The 21,076-nt window shown below is 31.3% G+C and carries 18 protein-coding genes; 17 read left to right on the top strand and 1 reads right to left on the bottom strand.

Annotation, left to right across the window (positions count from 1 at the left end; genetic code table 11):
- Positions 1-35: 35 nt before the first annotated feature.
- From ABXT71_RS07895 to ABXT71_RS07815, 17 genes are all read left to right on the top strand, one after another.
- Positions 36-374, top strand: coding sequence for a gamma-glutamylcyclotransferase family protein (locus tag ABXT71_RS07895; RefSeq protein ID WP_415370784.1), 339 nt, complete (start codon positions 36-38; stop codon positions 372-374).
- Between the two features lie 383 nt (positions 375-757).
- Positions 758-1,630 carry an XAC2610-related protein gene (locus ABXT71_RS07890; RefSeq protein ID WP_415370783.1) on the top strand — a complete coding sequence of 291 codons (873 nt, stop codon included), beginning with the start codon at positions 758-760 and terminating at the stop codon, positions 1,628-1,630.
- A gap of 301 nt (positions 1,631-1,931) precedes the next feature.
- Complete coding sequence (locus ABXT71_RS07885) at positions 1,932-3,002, top strand: hypothetical protein (RefSeq protein WP_415370782.1); 1,071 nt, start codon at positions 1,932-1,934, stop codon at positions 3,000-3,002.
- A gap of 1,027 nt (positions 3,003-4,029) precedes the next feature.
- Positions 4,030-4,869, top strand: coding sequence for a helix-turn-helix domain-containing protein (locus tag ABXT71_RS07880; RefSeq protein WP_415370781.1), 840 nt, complete (start codon positions 4,030-4,032; stop codon positions 4,867-4,869).
- Between the two features lie 88 nt (positions 4,870-4,957).
- A complete protein-coding gene (locus ABXT71_RS07875) occupies positions 4,958-5,515 on the top strand; it encodes a YbhB/YbcL family Raf kinase inhibitor-like protein (RefSeq protein WP_415370780.1) in 558 nt (185 codons plus the stop codon).
- Positions 5,516-6,992: 1,477 nt separating this feature from the next.
- Positions 6,993-7,988, top strand: coding sequence for a WG repeat-containing protein (locus ABXT71_RS07870; RefSeq protein ID WP_415370779.1), 996 nt, complete (start codon positions 6,993-6,995; stop codon positions 7,986-7,988).
- Positions 7,989-8,065: 77 nt separating this feature from the next.
- Positions 8,066-9,628, top strand: a complete 1,563-nt coding sequence (locus tag ABXT71_RS07865; protein WP_415370778.1) for a hypothetical protein — start codon at positions 8,066-8,068, stop codon at positions 9,626-9,628.
- Positions 9,629-9,825: 197 nt separating this feature from the next.
- Complete coding sequence (locus ABXT71_RS07860) at positions 9,826-10,161, top strand: hypothetical protein (protein ID WP_415370777.1); 336 nt, start codon at positions 9,826-9,828, stop codon at positions 10,159-10,161.
- A gap of 40 nt (positions 10,162-10,201) precedes the next feature.
- Entirely contained in the window at positions 10,202-10,825 is a 624-nt protein-coding gene (locus tag ABXT71_RS07855) for a hypothetical protein (RefSeq protein WP_415370776.1), read from the top strand.
- Positions 10,826-10,857: 32 nt separating this feature from the next.
- Complete coding sequence (locus ABXT71_RS07850) at positions 10,858-11,376, top strand: hypothetical protein (RefSeq protein ID WP_415370775.1); 519 nt, start codon at positions 10,858-10,860, stop codon at positions 11,374-11,376.
- 573 nt (positions 11,377-11,949) lie between these two features.
- Positions 11,950-12,414 (top strand): helix-turn-helix domain-containing protein, encoded by a 465-nt coding sequence (locus tag ABXT71_RS07845; RefSeq protein WP_415370774.1) that lies wholly within the window; start codon positions 11,950-11,952, stop codon positions 12,412-12,414.
- Positions 12,415-12,649: 235 nt separating this feature from the next.
- Complete coding sequence (locus ABXT71_RS07840) at positions 12,650-13,639, top strand: prolyl oligopeptidase family serine peptidase (RefSeq protein ID WP_415370773.1); 990 nt, start codon at positions 12,650-12,652, stop codon at positions 13,637-13,639.
- Between the two features lie 170 nt (positions 13,640-13,809).
- A complete protein-coding gene (locus ABXT71_RS07835) occupies positions 13,810-14,835 on the top strand; it encodes a serine hydrolase domain-containing protein (RefSeq protein WP_415370772.1) in 1,026 nt (341 codons plus the stop codon).
- A 1,069-nt stretch (positions 14,836-15,904) separates the two neighbouring features.
- The gene (locus ABXT71_RS07830) at positions 15,905-16,453 is read left to right on the top strand and encodes a hypothetical protein (RefSeq protein ID WP_415370771.1); all 549 of its coding nucleotides are present in this window, start codon (positions 15,905-15,907) and stop codon (positions 16,451-16,453) included.
- A gap of 227 nt (positions 16,454-16,680) precedes the next feature.
- The gene (locus tag ABXT71_RS07825) at positions 16,681-17,469 is read left to right on the top strand and encodes a DUF3050 domain-containing protein (protein ID WP_415370770.1); all 789 of its coding nucleotides are present in this window, start codon (positions 16,681-16,683) and stop codon (positions 17,467-17,469) included.
- A 191-nt stretch (positions 17,470-17,660) separates the two neighbouring features.
- Positions 17,661-18,164, top strand: a complete 504-nt coding sequence (locus ABXT71_RS07820; RefSeq protein ID WP_415370769.1) for a hypothetical protein — start codon at positions 17,661-17,663, stop codon at positions 18,162-18,164.
- 129 nt (positions 18,165-18,293) lie between these two features.
- Positions 18,294-18,530, top strand: a complete 237-nt coding sequence (locus ABXT71_RS07815; RefSeq protein ID WP_415370768.1) for a hypothetical protein — start codon at positions 18,294-18,296, stop codon at positions 18,528-18,530.
- 115 nt (positions 18,531-18,645) lie between these two features.
- Here ABXT71_RS07815 and ABXT71_RS07810 read toward each other — a convergent pair whose 3' ends face one another.
- Positions 18,646-20,727: a CotH kinase family protein gene (locus tag ABXT71_RS07810; protein WP_415370767.1), complete on the bottom strand. Its 2,082-nt coding sequence runs from the start codon at positions 20,725-20,727 to the stop codon at positions 18,646-18,648.
- Between the last annotated feature and the right edge of the window lie 349 nt (positions 20,728-21,076).

Here is a 21,076-nt window from a genome sequence, read left to right as displayed (position 1 = left end):
ATTATAAAAAATAAAACTTACTATAAATAGTAAATATGGAAAAATTATTTTCTTACGGAACTCTTCAACTTGAAAATGTACAACGAGATACTTTTGGAAGAGTATTAACCGGAAACAAAGATAGATTAGAAAAATACGTCATTTCAAAAATAAAAATAACCGATCCAAAAGTTATTGAATCAAGTGGAACTGACATTCATCCAATTCTTGAATGCACAGGAAATGAAACAGATTTTGTTGAAGGAACGCTATTTGAAGTGACTGATGAAGATTTAATCAGTGCAGACGAATATGAAGTTGACGATTATAAACGTGCTGAAGTCACTTTTAAATCCGGAAAAACTGGTTTTGTATATTTGAAAAATGAACAGTAACATTAATGTTAAGACTTGTGCTTTATAAGTAATGATTAAAAAAACAATTGCGAACACTATATATAATTTATTCCTGGTTCTAGCATTCTAACGAAAAGGCCAAAATCTCGAGAGAAGCAAAATATAAACAATAACGAAAACTGAATAGCAAAAGCGCAAAATAACTAATTCAAAATAATAATTTCTCAATATTTTAGTTAAAAAATTGTTTATTTCAAAATTATTAACATTAATCACCATCGTATCTGTAAAATAGTTACTTTGGAACCTTAATAAGGTTGGCTCATTATTTGTCAACTCTAATCGAACTTCTTGCGGAAATTCAACGCTGACAAAATCGCAACTTTCCATATACCTAACCGTTAGCACCAATTTGACAAAAAATGAGAATAACACTTTTATTATTACTAATACTAGCTTCAATTACTGTAAAAAGTCAATCTAGTTATTCTGGCAATTTAGGAAAACATCCAATACAGTTAATAATGTATGATAATAGCAATGGAGATTATCTTGCCTACTACGTTTACGACAAATTTGATACTCCTATCACAATAAATGGAAATTTAAAAAATGGTGAATTAAACCTTTTTGAAAAAGATAGTGCTGAAAACAATTTTGCTACTTTAACTTTCAATGATTTCAATGAAAATAATAAAACGATTGAAGGGAAATGGGTAAGTGCTGACAAGTCAAAAAATTATCAAATTTCATTAAACAAAGATTTTGACATTGATTCTGGCGATAATGTTGAATGGAAATCTAAAGAACTAATTCAATCCAATTCTACTAAAGAACATTATTTTAAAACCATAATTACGAAAGAAAAAGAAAATTATTATGCACGTATAACAGGTGTTAAGATATTTCAAAAAATGACAGACAAATTAATACAGACCATAAAATTAGATTGTCAATTATTTGGAATAGACAACCTTAGTATCGGAGATTATAACTTTGACGGTCTTAAGGATTTTTCTGTTTTTGAGTCTAGTTACGCTGGTGCAAATACATCTAGCATCTACATTTTAAGAAATTCAGAATCTGAAAAATATAAAGTAAGCTCTTTTAGTGGATCTTCATTAGAATTTGACAATGAATCCAAACTTATTAATGAACATAATCAATGTTGTGCAGGTAAAATTCTAACAACTAAAACTTATAAAGTGATAAATAATGAAATGGTTTTCATTGAACAAAAATGTCTTGAATATAATGTGCAAAAAGAAGATTATATTGAAACAGAATGCGAATAAGGCCTGGTGCTAGCACCTTGAATAATTTATTACTTGATCTAGCCAATTACAGAAAAAACTTGAGGTGTTTTTTAAACAAACAAGAGTATCAAAACAAAGCATTACTACTGAAGAAAAGGAAATTGCAAGTGGATGTGTAAAAGGTGAAAATCAAAAAAATATCAAACTTAATTATATCAAAACAGACCAAAAAACAGTTATCAAATAATAGGATTAACCTTACGAGCTAGGCGGCTTTTTATAGCCAAGAATATCATTTAATCTATAACAAAGTAAGCCCACAGATAAAAGAAAAACAACTATGACAAAACAAGCATATCTGATTACCCTTTTTATATTAATATTCACCTTTTCCTGTTCGAATACTAAAGAAAAGCAAACTGACAGTGAAAGCAAAATAGAAAAAGAAGAAGAAGAAGAAGAAGAAGTTGCAAAAATTGCTAAAATTGTTAAAAGTCCTATAGTCGGAATTTTAAAATCTATGGAAGAATCTGATTTCTGGGGGAGAGAGTACTTATATGTAGATATAGATGACAATACAATGAGTTTTGAATATTATGATTTTCAAGGAGATAGTTTTAGTGAAATTAGAAAATTAATTGGTAAAAAAATAGTTGTGAATTTTAATGTAGAGCAAACATTACAAGAATTTGATCTTCACATAAATAGTAAAACTATTTATGGTGAATATGGTCGGATTAACACGGAGGAAGCAATAAAGGCCAATAATGCTTCAAAAATAGAAGGAACTCTATTAGTTCACGAAGATGATAAATCTGGAGATTTACCGAGTGACTATCGTCTTATAAATAATATTGGTGATACGATAACTATTTCAGGTTTTGTGTATGATGACCATGTGGCATTAAATGGTAAAAAAGCCACTATTTATTATACTAATGATACAACGTACATAGCTACATCTATAGCTTCTAGTGATTCGGGTAATTATACTTCAGCGGGCGATAGTATAGAGCCAACTGATAATGCAACAATTCAAATTCAAAAAACATTGAGCTTTAATTCATTCTGGGAAAATCTATGTACTAACCGAAACAATGATGAGCTTATAAATGAAAGTATAGATTACCCTATTTTCTCAGGCGATTCCAAAAATGAAGTTATTGATAAAGAAAAATTTACAAACATTTTTAAACGTTTTTGTAAACGGCCTACTTCAAAAATTATCCTGTATGATGGGAAGTATATAAATGGCTTTCTCGAAGAGAATTTTACAAACAAATATGGTAATCTAAAAAACCTTTATGTTGTAAGTATCGATCCCACTCCTTCAGGATATTTACTTTATTTTAAGCTGTTAGACAATGAGTACAAGTTTGTTGGCTACGAATCAATATTTATTGCAGATTAATGACTGTCGCTTACCCTAGAGAATTCACTCTACCTTATTTACATCTTCAAATTGGTATTTAATCGAGGTGAAAAAATAAGAAAATAGTTAGGAATTTAAATAAACGTTTTACAACAAAACGCATAATGCATGGGCTCCTTAGATATGCTCACGCAAGATACTATGCGCTGTGATTAATTCTAAGGAACAATAGTTGAATAGCTTAAAGTAATTATATTTCTTATTCCACGTATTCTCAAATATCAAATTGATCAAATAAGAACTTATAGAAAAGTTATTATTTCGCAAAAAAACATCATTATAGTCATAGCTCATTTCAGAGTCTCTTTTTTGCGTCAATAAATTAACCGACTATAAACAGTTACTGTTAGCAACACTTTAACATTAGCTATTTCTCACCCTATTGGGTTCTTTAATAAAACGATTAATTTGAGCGATACTACAAGAACAAAATCTGAAATGACAATAGAACTCTGAAATAAAATGAGTACTTTTAAAAAAGTAAAAATAACAAAACCATGCTTAAAAAATTTACAACCACAGACAAACTACTATTTGTTGCTGCTATGTTATCGTTGATATTTTCCGAGTTTCTCTATTTCCAAGGTGAAAAAGCAGACGGAAATTTTATTGGACTATGGGTTCCTTCAATATTAGCATTTGGAATTTATCTAAAACTAATTAACAACACAAAAAATGATTGAAATAATACCATATTTTGCGGGACTCATAACTCTTCTTTTTGGCATAGGTTTTTATTTAGCAATTAAAGAATCAAAAAAATTAAAATAGATAATATTACTTATCTACTAAGGAAAGATCTTTACATTAAGGAAGAGAACTTATAGCTTGATTAGCAATAGTTTACTGACAAAAACTTCAATTAACAAGGTGTATAATTATTAGGTTCTTCTCGCCTACTTGCAAACATTCAAAGTGGATTTTTTATTCGATTTTTATTTGCTAAATTAGATGGCTTAGACAAGCCACTAACAATACACAAGCACTTAGAGACAATTAAAACCCGATGAAGATAATTACATTACCGGATGAACTAAATTTGAATTCTTCTCTCTCTATCTCTGTGTATGATTATGAAAGCTCTAAAGAAATCTCAAAGCAAAAAATCTTACTGAATAAAAACACATTTAGTTTTCTTCAAGAAGGAAAAAAAGAAGTTTTTTTTGATAATTCTTCCTTTGCAATAGATAATTCTCAATTCCTATTGATGAAGTCTGGACATTGTTTAATGACTGAAAAGCTTTCTAACATTGCAGATTACTATAGAAGTATTCTATTCTTTTTCTCTAACGAAGATGTTTTAAAATTCATAAGAAAGTTTGAACTTAATCCAACAGAATCAAGCACACTGTATTCTACGTATTCATTTAATTATGATTCATTTATAAAGAGATTTTCGGATAGTCTTTTAGATATTTCTAAACTTTCAACAGCAATTCAAAAAAATATTTTAGATGCTAAGTTTGAGGAAATAATGCTATATCTCGTTGAATTTAACGGGGTAGACTTTTTATATTCTATAATTAACAATAGTGACAACAACAGTCAAAGATTTATTCAGACAATAGAGAGTAATCAGTTAAATAAACTAACTATAAAAGAACTTTCATTTCTATCGAATATGAGTGTTTCAACATTCAAAAGACAATTTGAAAAGCACTTTCATAGCTCTCCAAGCAAATGGTTTCAAGAGAAAAGACTTGAACATTCGGCATTCTTACTAAAAAATAAATCAAAAAGACCATCTGACATCTATGAGGAAATTGGATATGAAAATTTATCAAATTTCATTCAGGCTTTTAAGATGAAATTCGGAATCACCCCAAAACAGTATCAATCAAGCTGAACTATTATCAATACTTTTTGAACTGTATCAAACACAAGATTTACTACTATCTCTCATAATTTTGTTCCCAAACTAAAAAACAAACATTATGAAAAAATCAAATTTTATTATAGGGTTACTAATCACCTTATCTAGTACAGTATTTGCCCAAAACACATTTACCTTGTCAAGTAATGATTTGGGTGGAGAAGCCACTATCCATGAGGAATTTAACGGATTTGGCTGTACTGGAGAAAATCAATCTCCACAATTATCTTGGAAAAATGCACCTGCAGGAACTAAAAGTTTTGCTGTGACTATGTACGATCCAGATGCCCCTACTGGAAGCGGATGGTGGCATTGGGTTGTATTTGACATACCTGTAAACACTAAAGAATTAGTTTCTGGAGCTGGAAATACAAAACTAAACCTAGCACCTGAAGGGGTTATTCAAAGCATTACAGATTATGGAGCCAATGGATATGGTGGACCTTGCCCTCCAGAAGGTCACGGTTTACATCAATATATAATTACAGTTTACGCTTCTAAAACAGACAAACTTGGACTCAATGAAAGTACAAACCCTGCTGTAGTTGGATATTACTTATGGAATAATACAATAGCTAAAGCTAGTATAATAACATATTATCAAAGAAGTAAGAAGTAAACCCTCTCTAAAAACATATAACAGCAAATTCTGTACCTATTCAATAAGAATTTGAACCTAAAAGTTTAAGAGAAAAATATAAAAACACAGAGAAATATCTTACTACTTTTCTGAGTTCATTAATCGCGTTTGGTTTCATACCAAACGCTTTTTTACTTTGTAAAAAAACAAACTCTAAGCGTTGTTTACTAATATCCAACGTAATAATTTCTAAAACAAAACATTCATTGTTGCATCCTTCAAAAAATCACATTACGAAAAACCACAGCAACACCTCTTCAATTTTTAATAGTTTTACTAAAAAATAGGTATAACTACGTATTGATTGCTTGAAAAATAACCTTTAACTTCGATTTTAGTGGATTTCGACAATTGAAAACAGTAGATACCCTTGCATATTCTGCTGAACAATTTTAAGAAAACAAAGACGCCTTAGATGGTTAAGACTATTCTAAAGAGATATCGACCATATATTAAATACACGCTATATTCGAAATATATAGAACATATGTTCTATATACCATTGTTAGCACACAGTTTACCAAGCCTAAAATTGCAGAAATCCAATCGGATTTTTTTTCGGTTTTTAGGAGAAAAAGAAAAACTTAACTAGAACTGAAAATCATTGCGCCGGATTTTACTCTGACGGATAAAAACGACGGAATGGATTCGGGTTTTTTTTATTGTTAAAATGTAAGACTGAACCTCTCTACTTCTCAACCGATTTTAATCTGATCGAATACCAGAGGAGAAACGTACTACGGAATACCGTAACGGACTTTAAATGGTTATGACTATATTGGATACTTAATAAAAAGTACGAGCCAGAAAGCGTGTCAATCTGACTTAAAAAATAAAGAACGTGTGCTAACAAGGTGTATAAGCTATGGCTTGTCCTACCCTACTTGAAAAATCCTTCGGATTTTCCAATGAAAAGTACCCTTTTGATATTGGTCTGTGACTGAACACGCCACAGCCCATACACTAAACGTTAGCACACAGTTTACCAAGCCTAAAATTGCAGAAATCCAATCGGATTTTTTTTCGGTTTTTAGGAGAAAAAGAAAAACTTAACTAGAACTGAAAATCATTGCGCCGGATTTTACTCTGACGGATAAAAACGACGGAATGGATTCGGGTTTTTTTTATTGTTAAAATGTAAGACTGAACCTCTCTACTTCTCAACCGATTTTAATCTGATCGAATACCAGAGGAGAAACGTACTACGGAATACCGTAACGGACTTTAAATGGTTATGACTATATTGGATACTTAATAAAAAGTACGAGCCAGAAAGCGTGTCAATCTGACTTAAAAAATAAAGAACGTGTGCTAACAAGGTGTATAAGCTATGGCTTGTCCTACCCTACTTGAAAAATCCTTCGGATTTTCCAATGAAAAGTACCCTTTTGATATTGGTCTGTGACTGAACACGCCACAGCCCATACACTAAACGTTGGCAAACATTAAAAAAACTATGAGAAAAATATTTTTACTACACCTGATACTACTTTTTACTATAACCTGTTTCTCTCAAGAAATATCAAAAAAAGAAATCCGAAAAAAAATGAAAGCCAAGGAGATAATCTTTAAAGATTACCATGGCGAAGAAATGGTTTTGGCAAAAATGAAAAGCACAAAAAAATGGGGCCTCTACACTATTTCTACAGGAATGGAAATTGACGATTTTTCTTATGAAGAAGTGATTGCCCCTAAATTCGATTCACTAAGCTTTTTTGGAACAGAGGATCGCTTTCAAATCGTAAAACAAAAGGATAAATACGGAGTTCTTTTACTTCCTTATGAAATTGAAGACGCTGCCGATAGAGTGAATTGTAAATTTGATAAAATCATCCATAAAAAGGTCGATAGTGAAGATTTTGTTCTCATTAAGGAGAGTGAAAAATGGGGTTTAATCGATTGGTTTGAAGGATTTTATATAGTAGACCCAATTTTTGACACACCTGACGAAGTTCCTTTAATTAAAATGGAAAGTTGGATGGTAGAAACCTTCAAACTAGCAAAAACAAAATTGAAGGCTGACCTTGTAATTTTTGATCCAAACAACGGAGATGGTGCTTTAAAAGCACGAAGTAAAAAAACTAAAAAGTGGGGAATGTATCAGTTTTTGGATATGAACATGGAGGAAAAAGAGTTAATACCCATGCAATACGACAGCTTAAATTTTTATCCCTTTAATGGAAAGTACACTGCCGTATATAACAACGGAAAAGTAGGATTTTACCTCTCTTACTGGAGTTATGATGAGCAGGCCAAACAAACTGTAGCTTGTAAATATGATGATTACAAACGTTTTGATACCGATGGTGTTTCAAAACTTGCGGTTAAGAAAAACGGCAAATGGGGTTGGGTTGATTGGCTTACGGGAGAAGAAAAAAGTGAGTTTATATACAAAAGCCCTGACGATTTACCCTATCCGCATTACAAACAAAATTATTGGTTTGATGATTAAAAATTTATCCCTCAAAACTAACCGATAACAAACATAAAACAATACCATTGCTAAACAAACTTGAATCAATCACAACTATGAAAAATATATTTTTATTCTTAATAATAGTATTATCCATAAACGTTTCAAATGCTCAAGAGCATAAAGAATACTATGAAAACGGACAATTAAAATCTATTAAAAACTATGATAATACCATAGAGCACGGTTCTTTTATTGAATATTACCAGGATGGTACGCTTTCAGAAAAAGGAACTATGAAAAATGGAGAGCTAGAAGGAGAATATTGGAGTTACAATAAAAAAGGACAATTAGATGACTATGCCACATATAAAAATGGCTATAAAGATGGTCCTTTTCAAACGTTTTGGGGAACCGGAGAATTAAAAGAGGAAGGAACCTATAAAAGTGTTTATTTTTTTGATGGCAAATACGACGAAACCATTAGAACGGGTGTATATAAAGCATATCTGCCCAATGGGGTCATTGTTATAAGTGAAAAATTAGGAATTAATAAGTATAATGAAGAGATTGCTATAGGTAAAGCGATACGGAACAATTATTACGCGACTGATGACCCTTATAAATTTATACTAAAAGAGGAATCTAATTTGCTAGATGGCAAATACCATGGCGTAAGTAAGGAATATTATGAAAATGGGCAACTTAAACGAATAGGAGAATTTATTAAAGGAGAGGAAGTTGGCATACACAAAGCGTATTACGATAATGGGCAACTAAAAAGCAATACCACCTTTCTAGATGGTAATGAAATTGGCTTATATGAAGAATATTTAGAAAATGGTTCCCCATCTGAAAAAGGTAATAATGGAGAAGTAGGAAACTGGACGACCTATTGGAATTATTATTCAAACGGCCAATTAAAAAAATATTATACTAAAGAGGAATATATCGGTTTTACGGGTCATTATGAAAGTTATTATGAAAATGGGAAACTAAAGGAAAAAGGTGAATACAAAGATAATGACAAAGAAGGAGAATGGTCTTTCTATTATGAAAATGGAGAATTAAAGGAAAAAGGCGCATACAAAGATGACTACAAAGACGGAGAATGGTCTTTCTATTTTTCAAACGGTCAATTAGAAAAAAAATATACTGAAGATAACTCTAGCGATTATAACGGCAATTATGTAGAGTATTATGAGAATGGAGAACTAAGGTTTAAAGGTGAATTTGTAGATGATGAAAAAGAAGGAGAATGGTATCAATACACTATTGACGATGGTGAAAAGTATAAATTCCTGTTTGAAAACGGGGAAATTGTAAAATCAAAAAAAGTAAACTCTGTTAATGACCCTATTGAAGATCAATTTTTTAAACTAAAATTTAAAAATAAGTGTTATAAAGAAATACAGTTAGCTCTAGCCAGTAGAAAAACAGATGGTGAATGGGAAACCAAAGGGTTCTTTGATATAAAACCAAATGAAGAAGTCTATTTAGCAAATACTATAAATATAATTTATTATTATTACGCGCACTCTATTGATGGAGGAAGAGATAAATGGGAAGGAGATAATGTATTAGAAGTGCTAGGAGATGACTATAATTTTATCAAAAAAACAATACCTTCAGATAAAGCGTATGGAGATCATTATACCAACATAACTTGTAATAATTAAAAGTCTTCTTTATTAAAACCCCTAGTAATGTCTATAAATTTTGGAATAAAAAACAGATAATCACTTTTTGCATAATGCGAAAAAAAATAACATACATTATAATTTCGATTCTAGTTCTAAATAATTTTTCATGTAAAAATGAGAAGAAAAATAAGGCTCTAATTTTAGGCCTAGAGACCGAATCGAAAACAGATTTAATGGATGTATATGACTCTGGCAAAAGAAAAATTGAAAGTATTGAACCATCAGTAAAAATAATATTTAAGAATTTAGTAATTCACACCACAAAAGTATTCGGAACTTGGACTCAAGACCCAACTGCCCCATTTGCTGATTTTAGACTAAGTGCTAAATCATTTAATGTGGTGGATTTTGAAAGTGATAGTGATATTCCCTATCTATTAGATAAAAACGAAATCACCGTTTTTTACAAAGATAAAAGTCATAAAGAAATAATTACATCAACTGAAAATGACACTCTAAAAATTAAATGGGCTAACAATAATACTGAAACTGAATATGTAAAATTTTAAAACACCATTAAAAGCATTATAATAGTGCCGGCAATAAGAAATGAAAAAAGAAATCACTAAAGCAAAAAAATCAAAATTAATACTTCAAGTATATCATAATTACGTCCAGTATCATAAGAATCTGAAGTCGTTTTCAGACAGAAAAGAAATAACAGCATGGAAGACCGAACTCAATTCTAAATCTGCCTACTTGAAAGACGGAAAATTGATTTTATCTAAATCTGACTATAATACAGACCTCTTAAATTGTGACCTTATCATCTTGAATGATTTTAATTCTGAATCAGAGATTAAAGCCTTAAAACAAGTCCAATATTTCAATCTTGTTGGGAAGGTGAAATTCGAAATATTTCAATTAAAGAAAGTGGATAACCAAATAGAACTTCATCTTCTTTATGATTATTATGAGATTGGTGAACCAAAAAGGGAGAATTTCAAGCTCTGCAATTTAGAGATGAACACTTCTATTGAGATTAAAATAAATGGAAAATTAGACCATTCATTATCAAGCGGTCAGGAACGCACCTATAAAGAACATTGCTATATTTTTCATCTCATCGGAGAAACTGATGAATTTGAATTAGTAAGAGAGCCATTTAAAGGGAGTATAAAGCAAATCCCTAAACCTTCAAAAAAGGTGGATTTGATGAGGAAATTATACTAAAAAATCTAGAAACACCAATCGTTAGCAAGCCTATGAAAACACGACTACTCACTTCCGTCGGAATTATAATCTTATTAATTTCCTGTAAACAAAACGAAACTCAAAAATTTGAATCGAAAAATAAGATTGAGGAAACTGTTTTTACAGAACAATACATTGAAAATGATAGCTTACTAATGCTATTGAAATCCGACTTATATAGAATAGCTTTTAATCCGATATTTGAAGGAGAAGGAAAACCTGAAATTAACACACACAACAAAACAGTTGCTGATACTAGTAAAACACTAATTTTTGACAAAACTAAAATTCACTTTTATCGAGAATCAAATTGGGAAATAATAGTTTCAGCCAAGATAAATAATTCGCGTTTTAAATTTTTAGACACTATTACTATTGGGGAAAAAAAAGGAATCCTTGAAAATATAGTAAAAACAGAATTAAAAGCTAATTCAATTACAATTGGTAATTTGAAACATACAACACTTTTCATTTTTAAATTTGAGAACGATATATTGAAAGAAATAGTTTACAAATACGACGAGGATTAAAAAACGATTTGCCAATCGCATGATGGCTCTAGAAACTAACAGAGTGCGGCCTCTCACAACACCGTTCGTATGCGGTGTAATCGGATTTAATACAGGACTGAAATCACGATTGAATTTAAATCTAAATGAAAAATAAAAAAATGATTTGCCAACAACGTGTATAATTAATTGCTTGGTCACTGCCGACTTACGAACATTCCTGCGGAATATTCTATCCGTCATTTATTTGCTAAATTAGTTGCTTAACCACGCAACTAACCATACACAAGACCGTTGTCTTTAATGCTAAAAATATTGCTAAACCACAAAGTTCAGACTTTAGTTCAAAGTCATTTTTAAAAAAAAAAATTGAAAATAATTGTGGTATATTACATTCAAACGCGAACTGAGAATCGACATAAAATTTAGTGATTATCGGATTTTAATTATATGTAGCGCTTTTTTGTTTTACAGTAAGTACTTGTGTCATGTTACTGTCGTATTGGTGTCATGACTATGTCTCAATGCTTACAGCACCAGCAAGAGCTTATTAATTAGCTTTGCATAATAAATAATATTAAAAGCAAAATAATAATGGATGCTAATACAATTAATTTAAGAGATATTAAAAAAATGAGATTAGAGCGACATTGGTCTCAAGAACAATTAGCAGAAATGAGCGGGTTAAGTATAAGAACTATTCAACGAATAGAAAACGGAGAAAATGCTGGTTTAGAATCATTAAAATCTTTGGCATCTGTCTTTGAAACCAATATTACCGATTCGGATAAGAAAGAAGAAATAGAACAAATTAGAAAAGAAGAAGAATATATTCAAAATGTAAAAGGGTTTTATGGATTTATTGCGCTAGCTATATTAAGCTTGGTTGGATTCTTTATTCTTGCGCTTTTTGATTCTGATTCAGAAGGCTGGTTTTTATTTTTTTATATGCTGATTTTTTATGCGCTTGCTCTGGGAGCTGCTTTTCTTAACATTTTTGATTTCTTTGGGGAAAATTGGAAAAGAAAGATGATTAATAAGAAATACAAGAAGAATTAATTTTTTATACATTAATGAGGAATTAGAAAGTTGAAAAGAACTAAAGACAACACCGTATGTAATTTATTGCTTGTTCTAGCTTACTTACGAAAGTCCTCGCGGACTTTCTATTCAGTAATTATTTGCTAAATCAGGTGCTTGAAACACGCAACTAACCATACACAACAACGTTAATTATATTAAACCTTAGATGATTTCAAGAGTCTAAGAATAAAGTTTTAAGAATAAAATTATAATGAATAAGGTTTTTGCAAGTTTACTAATTATGGTGTATTTGATATCATGTGATAAAGATAATGATAACATAAATATACCTGTAATTTCTGTACCAACAGTCAAGTTGAATACTACCTATGAAGTAAATATTACGGAAGACATTACTTACGCTGAAGGACTTAGTCATGATAGTTGGAACAGTGCCAATACCTCTGTAGTTTCGTTATTAATGGACTCTTATGTTCCAGATAATGATTTGCAAAATCGCCCTTTATTAATGTTAATTCACGGTGGCGGATTTTCTGGTGGTTCAAAACAACAGGAAGTATTAGTAGATATGTCAAATTATTACGCCTCTAGAGGCTTTGTTGTATTTTCAATTGACTACAGGCTTAGAGGTGATATGGGAACAATTCCACAAGAATGGATAGATGTCACTACTAATGTTGAGCCGGCAGAACTCGGTCAGCTTCTTGCTTTGTACCCTGCTCACAGAGATGCTAAAGCGGCTTTACGTTGGATTATTGCCAACGCCGATAATTATCACATCGATACGGATTACATTACTGTTGGTGGCGGTTCAGCGGGAGCAATTACATCAATAGGTCTAGGTGTATCAGAGTTGGGTGATTATAAAGATGAAATCAGCTTAAGTGAAGATAACACTCTATCAACAACGAATCTTTCTACAACGTATGAAGTACAAACAATTTTAGACTTTTGGGGCTCCAAGGTATCTTTAGAAATACTTGAATCAATTTATGGACACCAAAGGTTTGACTCAAATGACCCAGCTATGTTTATAGCTCATGGAACAGAAGACACCACCGTACCTTTTAGTAGTGCGGGAGATTTAAAAACTATATGTGAAACAAATGAAGTTGATTTTATTTATTATCCATTAGAAGGCAGAGGTCATGGCCCCTGGGGAGCTACTGTGAACGGAAAAAGTTTGTCAGATTTATCTTTTGATTTTATTGTAGATAACCAGAATCTGAATGTTGAATAAAAACTACCGCCAACACGGTATAAAAATAATAGCGGTTTAATCGCTAAAACTAAAGTAAGTAAATATAAAAAAGGTCTGTGCTTAACCGAAAAGTTAGTGTGTGAAAATCCGCTACTATTCTTATACTAGACCGTTGTGGCTAATTGAAAAAACTGTCGTTCAAGTATTTTATGACTAAGAAAAAAAAGACCTTAATAATCAGAATCATTTTGTTCATTGGAACGGCAATTTCCATGTTTTTCGTGCCATGGATTTTGGTAAAGGCTTGGATTCTGCCGCTACCTGATACTGTTCAAGAACAAGTAGATGAAGCAATTGGTCACGGTTTTGATGGCATGATTGTTTATGTGGACCAAGCAGGAAAACCACCAGAATATTACACAGGTGGTTGGAAAGATAGAGAGAATAAAATACCATCAGACCCAAAATCATTGTTCAAAATTGCCAGTATTAGCAAGTTATATACCGCTGTAGCAGCTACTAAATTGGTCAAAGAAAAGCGTTTGTCTTTTGATAAAACACTCGCTGATTATATTCCAGAACTTAGAAGCAGAATTGAAAATGCTGAAAAAATTACCTTGAGGATGATGATTCAACACCGTTCCGGTATTCCAAATTTCACAGATAATCCAGCGTATTGGGAAAACGAACAGGGAAATGGCAAAAATGCCTTAGATTTTGCTCTCGACCTACCAGCTATTATTAAACCTAATGGAGGATATAAATATTCAAACACGAATTATTTATTGCTTCGTAGGATAATGGATGATGTTTTAGGGCATAGCCACAATCAATATATCAAAGAGAAAATATTGATTCCCCTAGAGCTAAAAAACACCTTTTTTTCGATTACTGAAGTCAATTTAGATGATGTCATGAGTGGATATTATGTGGGATATGAGGAAGATTTTAAAGCTCGTGAATATGGGATGTTGGCTACAGCAGAAGATGTGGGTATATTTTTGCGAGCGTTAAACGATGGTTCGGTATTTGACGAGGGAGAAAAGGAAATCTATCTATATGAATATAACCATGGAGGTTTGGTTGTTGGTTATCAAAGTCTTACAGAATACCATAAAGATATTGATGCCGTAGTTGTTCAATTTATCAACACTACGGATTTTGAAGGTTATGAATGGAATTTATCGGAAATTACAATTAACCGAATTGTGAAAATTATTAGAAAGAAAAACTAGCCACAACAATGTGCATAGTGCATAGCACCCTTCGGGATGCTACGACACCATACAAGGAACGTTACCTACCATATGAAAAAACCGATTTCCATAGTAATAATCTTAATCGGATTGAATATCAATGCGCAGGAAATTATGACGGAATGGACTGAGCTAGACGGGCAAACCACCTTAAAAGAATATATTGAGAATCAGGCATACGAATATCTGAATTTTAAGCCGACTCAAAAAGACTCACTAAACGATAACGGAGTTAGAATTTCGCATAGCTCGACTAATACCTAAGTTATTATACGCTGTAAATCAACTATTCCAGATATACCACTAATTGTAATAAACGAATATCCGATTGATAGTTCGGAACAATGGAATTCTATAAAATTGGAAATTATTGAAAAAATAACCCTTCACAAGCCGACTGAACAAACATTTGCGCTTTACGGAACTCGTGGAAAAAACGGACTGATTTTCGTGGAAATAAACAAGCGAAAATGGAGAAAAATAAAAAGAAAATACGCTAGGTAACGCCGTATATAAAAAATAGCTATTACAGGCTTTCCGATATGTTTGTGTGTATTTGCGAAGACCGCCAAATCTTTAAATTTGGCTTTTGAGACGACTTTTGCAACTTCAGGTTGGAGTAGGCATTTTGCACAATCGTATAATTGCCCGCTAATCAATTTGTTTTTAGTAGCGTATCTAATTTCGTAGTCAAGCTCGGAATGATAGATTGCCATATCCACTAAGGAGGATTGTCTTTCATTTTCTTCGGAATTTAAGTCCGAGAAAAAAATAGGAGCGAAGTACAATAAGCAATTACAAATAACTTCATAAATCAAAAATAATACAAATAGTTTCAAGGAACCACGTAGCAGTGATTTTACAGATATATGTATTTAATATCTTGGTCTAAAAGGTTTAGACGTAAATGCTGTATAGTATCTTTGATGGGCTAATAATGTTGCCATTTCTATTTAAGTTTCTGTTTTTTTATTACTTTTATATAAATTTGATTTTCTAGTCTTTATAAAATAATTTCAGACAATCAATTAATATAAAACCAAATAACATGAAAAAAATTACATCTTTATTAGCACTATTCGTTTTGGCGACGACCTTTACATTTTGTACCATATCCTCAGGTGATTCCGTTGAATATGGTTTAGTAACTGACATTACTCAAAGTTTTCCCTTAGCGATAACAGCCAATGAAACTGGCGAATGTATAAGTTTTTCAGAAACGTCACCATTTGATTTAAAGTCAAACTCCCAAATTTCTGAAAATTATAGTAGAGTAAATGGCATAATAATAAATAGCCTTTATTGGGAAGTAGTCGATTATGTTGGAGATGAAGGTGTTTTTCTAAATAGCGGAGTATTGAAAATAGGAAATACTTCTTTCGATATGGGTAAAGTGGATTTAAAGGCTTCAGATGTAGCAGACGCAAAGTTTCTGTTTTCAGATACTGCTAAATTAAGTGCAATTGCTCAAGAAATTTTACCTACAGGTGTAGTTACAGTAACCATAGAGGCTGCTAGTGGTGGTAATTGTGACAATGATTTTAGTTTTAACTTAAGTATAACTGCCAATGTAACGGTGACCGTTTCTCCTGCATAATTACCTAGTAAAAAAATATGTATAAAAAATGCAGTCTAGAAATAGACTGCATTTTTTTGTTAGGTATTTTACACAATCATTCATATTTAAATTCGTCCTTAATTTTAAGAAAACCATATTATGTAATGGGTGGTTGTTTTGTACTTTTATAGCGGGTAAAGGAATCATTAATATTTAAAAATACACCCCTGTTTTTAAGGGTAATTACAATGACAAAATTAAACGGAATGAATAGACTACAACACATAGAAAATGAGATTTCTGAACTAAGAAGTCAATTACAGCATCATACGCTTTATCAAAATTTAAATAATTTAAATGATATAAAAATATTTATGGAAAATCACGTATTTGCCGTGTGGGATTTTATGTCACTTTTAAAAAATCTTCAAATAAATCTGACTAAAGTTGAGACACCTTGGACACCACGGAAAAATTCAACACTCTCAAGATTTATAAATGAAATTGTTCACGGTGAAGAAAGTGACATTAATGAATTAGGAGAACCTAAAAGTCATTTTGAAATGTATTTGGATGCAATGTTGCAGGTAGGTGCAAATACAGATAAAATAAACAATTTTATAAAACATATAGAATCTGGAAATTCTGTTGAATATTCATTAAATGAAATTAGCATAGACAAAAGAGTAGCCGATTTTATAAAGTTTTCATTTTCAATTATTGAAACAAACAAAACACACCTTGTTGCTTCTGCATTTACATTTGGACGAGAAGATGTTATCCCAGATATGTTTATCGAAATTCTCAAAAATTCCGATTCTGGAAACAAGTCATATAACAAATTGACCTATTATCTTGAAAGACATATAGAATTAGATGGAGATGAACACGGACCACTATCTCTTAAAATGATTTCAGAACTTTGTGGAAATGACAACCAGAAGTGGAATGAAACACTAACAGTAGCAAAACAATCATTAGAGAAAAGAATTGGTCTTTGGGATTCAATTAATGACATCATTCAAAATAAAAAACCAGCATATAACAATGTATAAAAAACATAGGGCGTTCGTGCATAGTAACTAAATCCGCTAAATATAAAATTTGATATTTATAGGAAGAAAAGATAAAAGCAAAATATTTATATTAAGCTAAGTAATAAACCGAAACGAAAATGCCTGTGAACTGCCCTACGTTTCTTATACTAAACGTTCGTGATAATTATTAATTAACAGAAAAAAAATAGATGATTAGATATATCTTAAGCTCAATAATATTAATCACTTTGATGATACTATTTACACACTGTAATTCTGTACAAATAAACACTCATAATAAGAACAATAAAGCAGACATGGTGAATGCCAAGAATAATAATCTTTCGAAAAAAGAATACTCTACTTACCATACATTCAAAGCCGTTTTCAAAGGTATTAAATATAATAAATGTTTGGGAAGAACGGCGATGTGTCCAGTTGATTGTGGTAGTTCTGGTAATTTTGCAAATTTTAAGATATTAAAATACGAAAATTTAGAGGGAGGTGGCTTAGCTCGAAGAGAGCGACTCAAAAAATACACTATCCAAACTTCAGATTATCATAAAAACAGCTTCAATAACCCCAATACTAAATTCATTGATAAACTCAAGCCAAATGATGAGGTTGATATCGAAATAGTATTTATTTATGACCCAACAATCCCAGTTGTAAAAACTATTGAAAAAGTTATAAGTATAAAAAAAAGTCACTAACAAAGTATATAAAATCATAGTATCCCTTGGTATGCTAGGCTTCATATTCTAAGCGCTGTGAACAATTAAAAAGAACATAATAAAATTAGAAACTATAAATAGTTTTATTTATTACTCAATAATAAGAAAATGATTTTAGAACAAGAGCAAAAATTTAAAGAAGTACTTTCTAAAATAGAAGGAAAAGTTAATGAACAAAGTTTTTTTAATAAGTTCTTAGAGTTGTATCCCGACGTTTGGAAAAAACATAAAATCACGTTTTCAAAATTTAAGAGAAGTAAACAATTTGGACAAACAATTCCATTACCAAAACCTGAAGTTTCTTTACGCAAAGAAATTAGAATATGGCTGAGAAAAAGCAGCTAACCTTATACAATAACATTGTAAAAAATTCAGGTAAAACCCTCCAACTCTATCAAATCCTCCCCAAAATAATTAAAGTTACCCCCCTACTCTTAAGTATTATTTTCAATATAAATTTTTATTCCTTAATGATTTTATTTCTCAAGATTACCCCTCCTTTGTTTTTAATATTGTAATAATAAAAACCATTACTTAGATGACTTAAATTTAGTTGCAAATTGTTTGAATTTAATTTAAATTCCCCAACAGATTGGCCTAATGAATTATAAATTGCGAATTCTAAAGGTTCCGTTTTTGAAGTATTTAATTTAATAGTTACAAAACCTTTTGTAGGGTTTGGGTATACTGCTATCTGTTGCTGCGAACTTGCAAGATCTTCTATTGAAAGAGGCTGTGTACTTGCAATCCAATTACTTGCTAAGCTATTATCTGAATTCAAATCAATTAATTGTAAATACGGACCTGTTCCGTCTGCATCCTCTGGCCAAGGAGCGCTGTCTGTATAGGCTACCTCATCTATGGAGTTTCCAAAAGCATCAGATAAAATAATTTCATAAGAGCTATTGCTTAGTTCTCTAGTAAACGATCCTAGAGGGGTAAAACCATAATAATTTTCAAATACCGTGGCATCATTACTTAAATATATTTTCTCATTTCCCGTCACTGAGGCGTTGGCAGGAAATTGATATGAAATCCCTAGTTCTCTAATATAGTAACCTGTTAAATCTATACTTTCATTGGACGTATTCGTTATTTCAATAAATTCAAGCTCTTTGCTAGAATACCCTCCATCCTCTAGAGGATTGTAGTGAATTTTACTGATCACTAAATCAGGAACAGAAACATCCAAGCAATTATTTAAAGAACCTATATTTGTGTTCATCCAATTGATACGGTTTTGAATCCAATCTTTCATCGCGATGATATTTTCAGTTTGATCGGCTACTGTTGGCCAATTGTCTTGAGATGGCCATCGTTGTAATTCCCTTACTTGTGATTCACTCAATAAATTGGAATATTCATCAATTAGATTTGTGATTGTAAGATAGTTTAACGTTTGATTTACAGCAGTTAGCTCAATCCAGCGTTTTGCCAAATAACAATTAAAGGTTTCATCTAGAAATAAATCTTTCCAAAATTTAGCTCCTGTATTTTCAAGTTCAAATTGCCATACATCATAAAAACTTCTATCAAATCCGAAAATAAATAAATCATTCCCGAATGAAAAATTATAATCCCAAATAGGCCCTGCTCTCAGTTTACCTCCTCTATCTTTATGGAAATAGGTGCTTAATTCGTAAGAATCTGGATTTGAGGCAATTTCTGCCACAATCATATAATCTACAAAACTTGGCACATCTATGATTGATGGGTACCCATTAGTTATTGAAGTATTCACGGGATTTGTTTGAGCTGCCAAATCATAAAAAATATTTTCTATATAACTGGCTTGTTGTCCTATAATATCCTCTGTTTTTGGATAGTGATGCAAGAAATTAGTATCCCATCCTCCATAATTAGGCATCGTCCATGCCACTTCATCTCCTCCTGTTACTTTATCTGCTTTTACTATGTATCCTCCTGTTACTTCAGGAAAACTCGTATCAGAATCAGCTATTTTTTTTAAATTCACTCTATCAGAATCTCTCTTAACTTTTTCGGTTAAAATGTACACCCCTTTGTAATCATCGTTAACAATTAATTCAATATATTTCACTCTAGGCGCATAATTGCCCATATTACTAGCTAATGTGTAAGACAAATAATCACGAATCATAGATGGATCAAATGCTAAAGAATTTAAAACCCAATCATTTTCAGAGGGCATCCCTACTAAACTAATATTGTTATTGGAATCGTCATCTTCCAGAAGAGTGGTAAATCCATATGGTTTTTTATCCAATGTTTGAGAACTACTTCCTCTTAATTCAATTCCTATTCTACCATTATAATTTAAAAAAGAATCATTCGTAATATCTGACAAATAATTCCTGGTTCCGTCAGGTCTATAAATAAGTTGCATTGTAGCAAGCAATTTTGGTTCGTCTGGTATATCGTAGGGTGCATTTGTTGCGGGGTCAATATCTGTTGAAATTACCATAATAGGTAAGTTACTATCGTTTAGAATTGTTTGTTGCGCAAATGACACTTGCCAAAAAAGCATAAAAAACAATTGTAAAAGGATTAATTTTTTATTCATGCGCATCAATTATAGCAGGGCTTATATAAATTTCAAAATGCATTAAAATTAAGAAAAATAGTGGATTAGGATTTTTAAACAGAGTAGTTTTATTATTGCAGTTATAAGTAAAGATAATTTATGCACAGGAATTAGAGTTGAAATAATTCCAAATATTCTCCAAAATAGTTTGCCTTACCTACTATGGGCTCGTAATTACTAATAAATAAATCTCCGAATACATTTTGTTGAGTGTTAATGGAATTGGTTCTTCACTAAGTAAGGTGTTTTAATATTTTAACATAACGCAATCTAAGTCTGAAAACGTATCGTTACAGGTGTAAGCTATGAAATTTTTAAATTACTAATA

The organism is Patiriisocius sp. Uisw_047 (assembly GCF_047730165.1).
GTDB lineage: Bacteria > Bacteroidota > Bacteroidia > Flavobacteriales > Flavobacteriaceae > Patiriisocius.
Note: the sequence above shows the minus strand (reverse complement) of the source record. Positions and strands in the feature narration are given on the sequence as shown.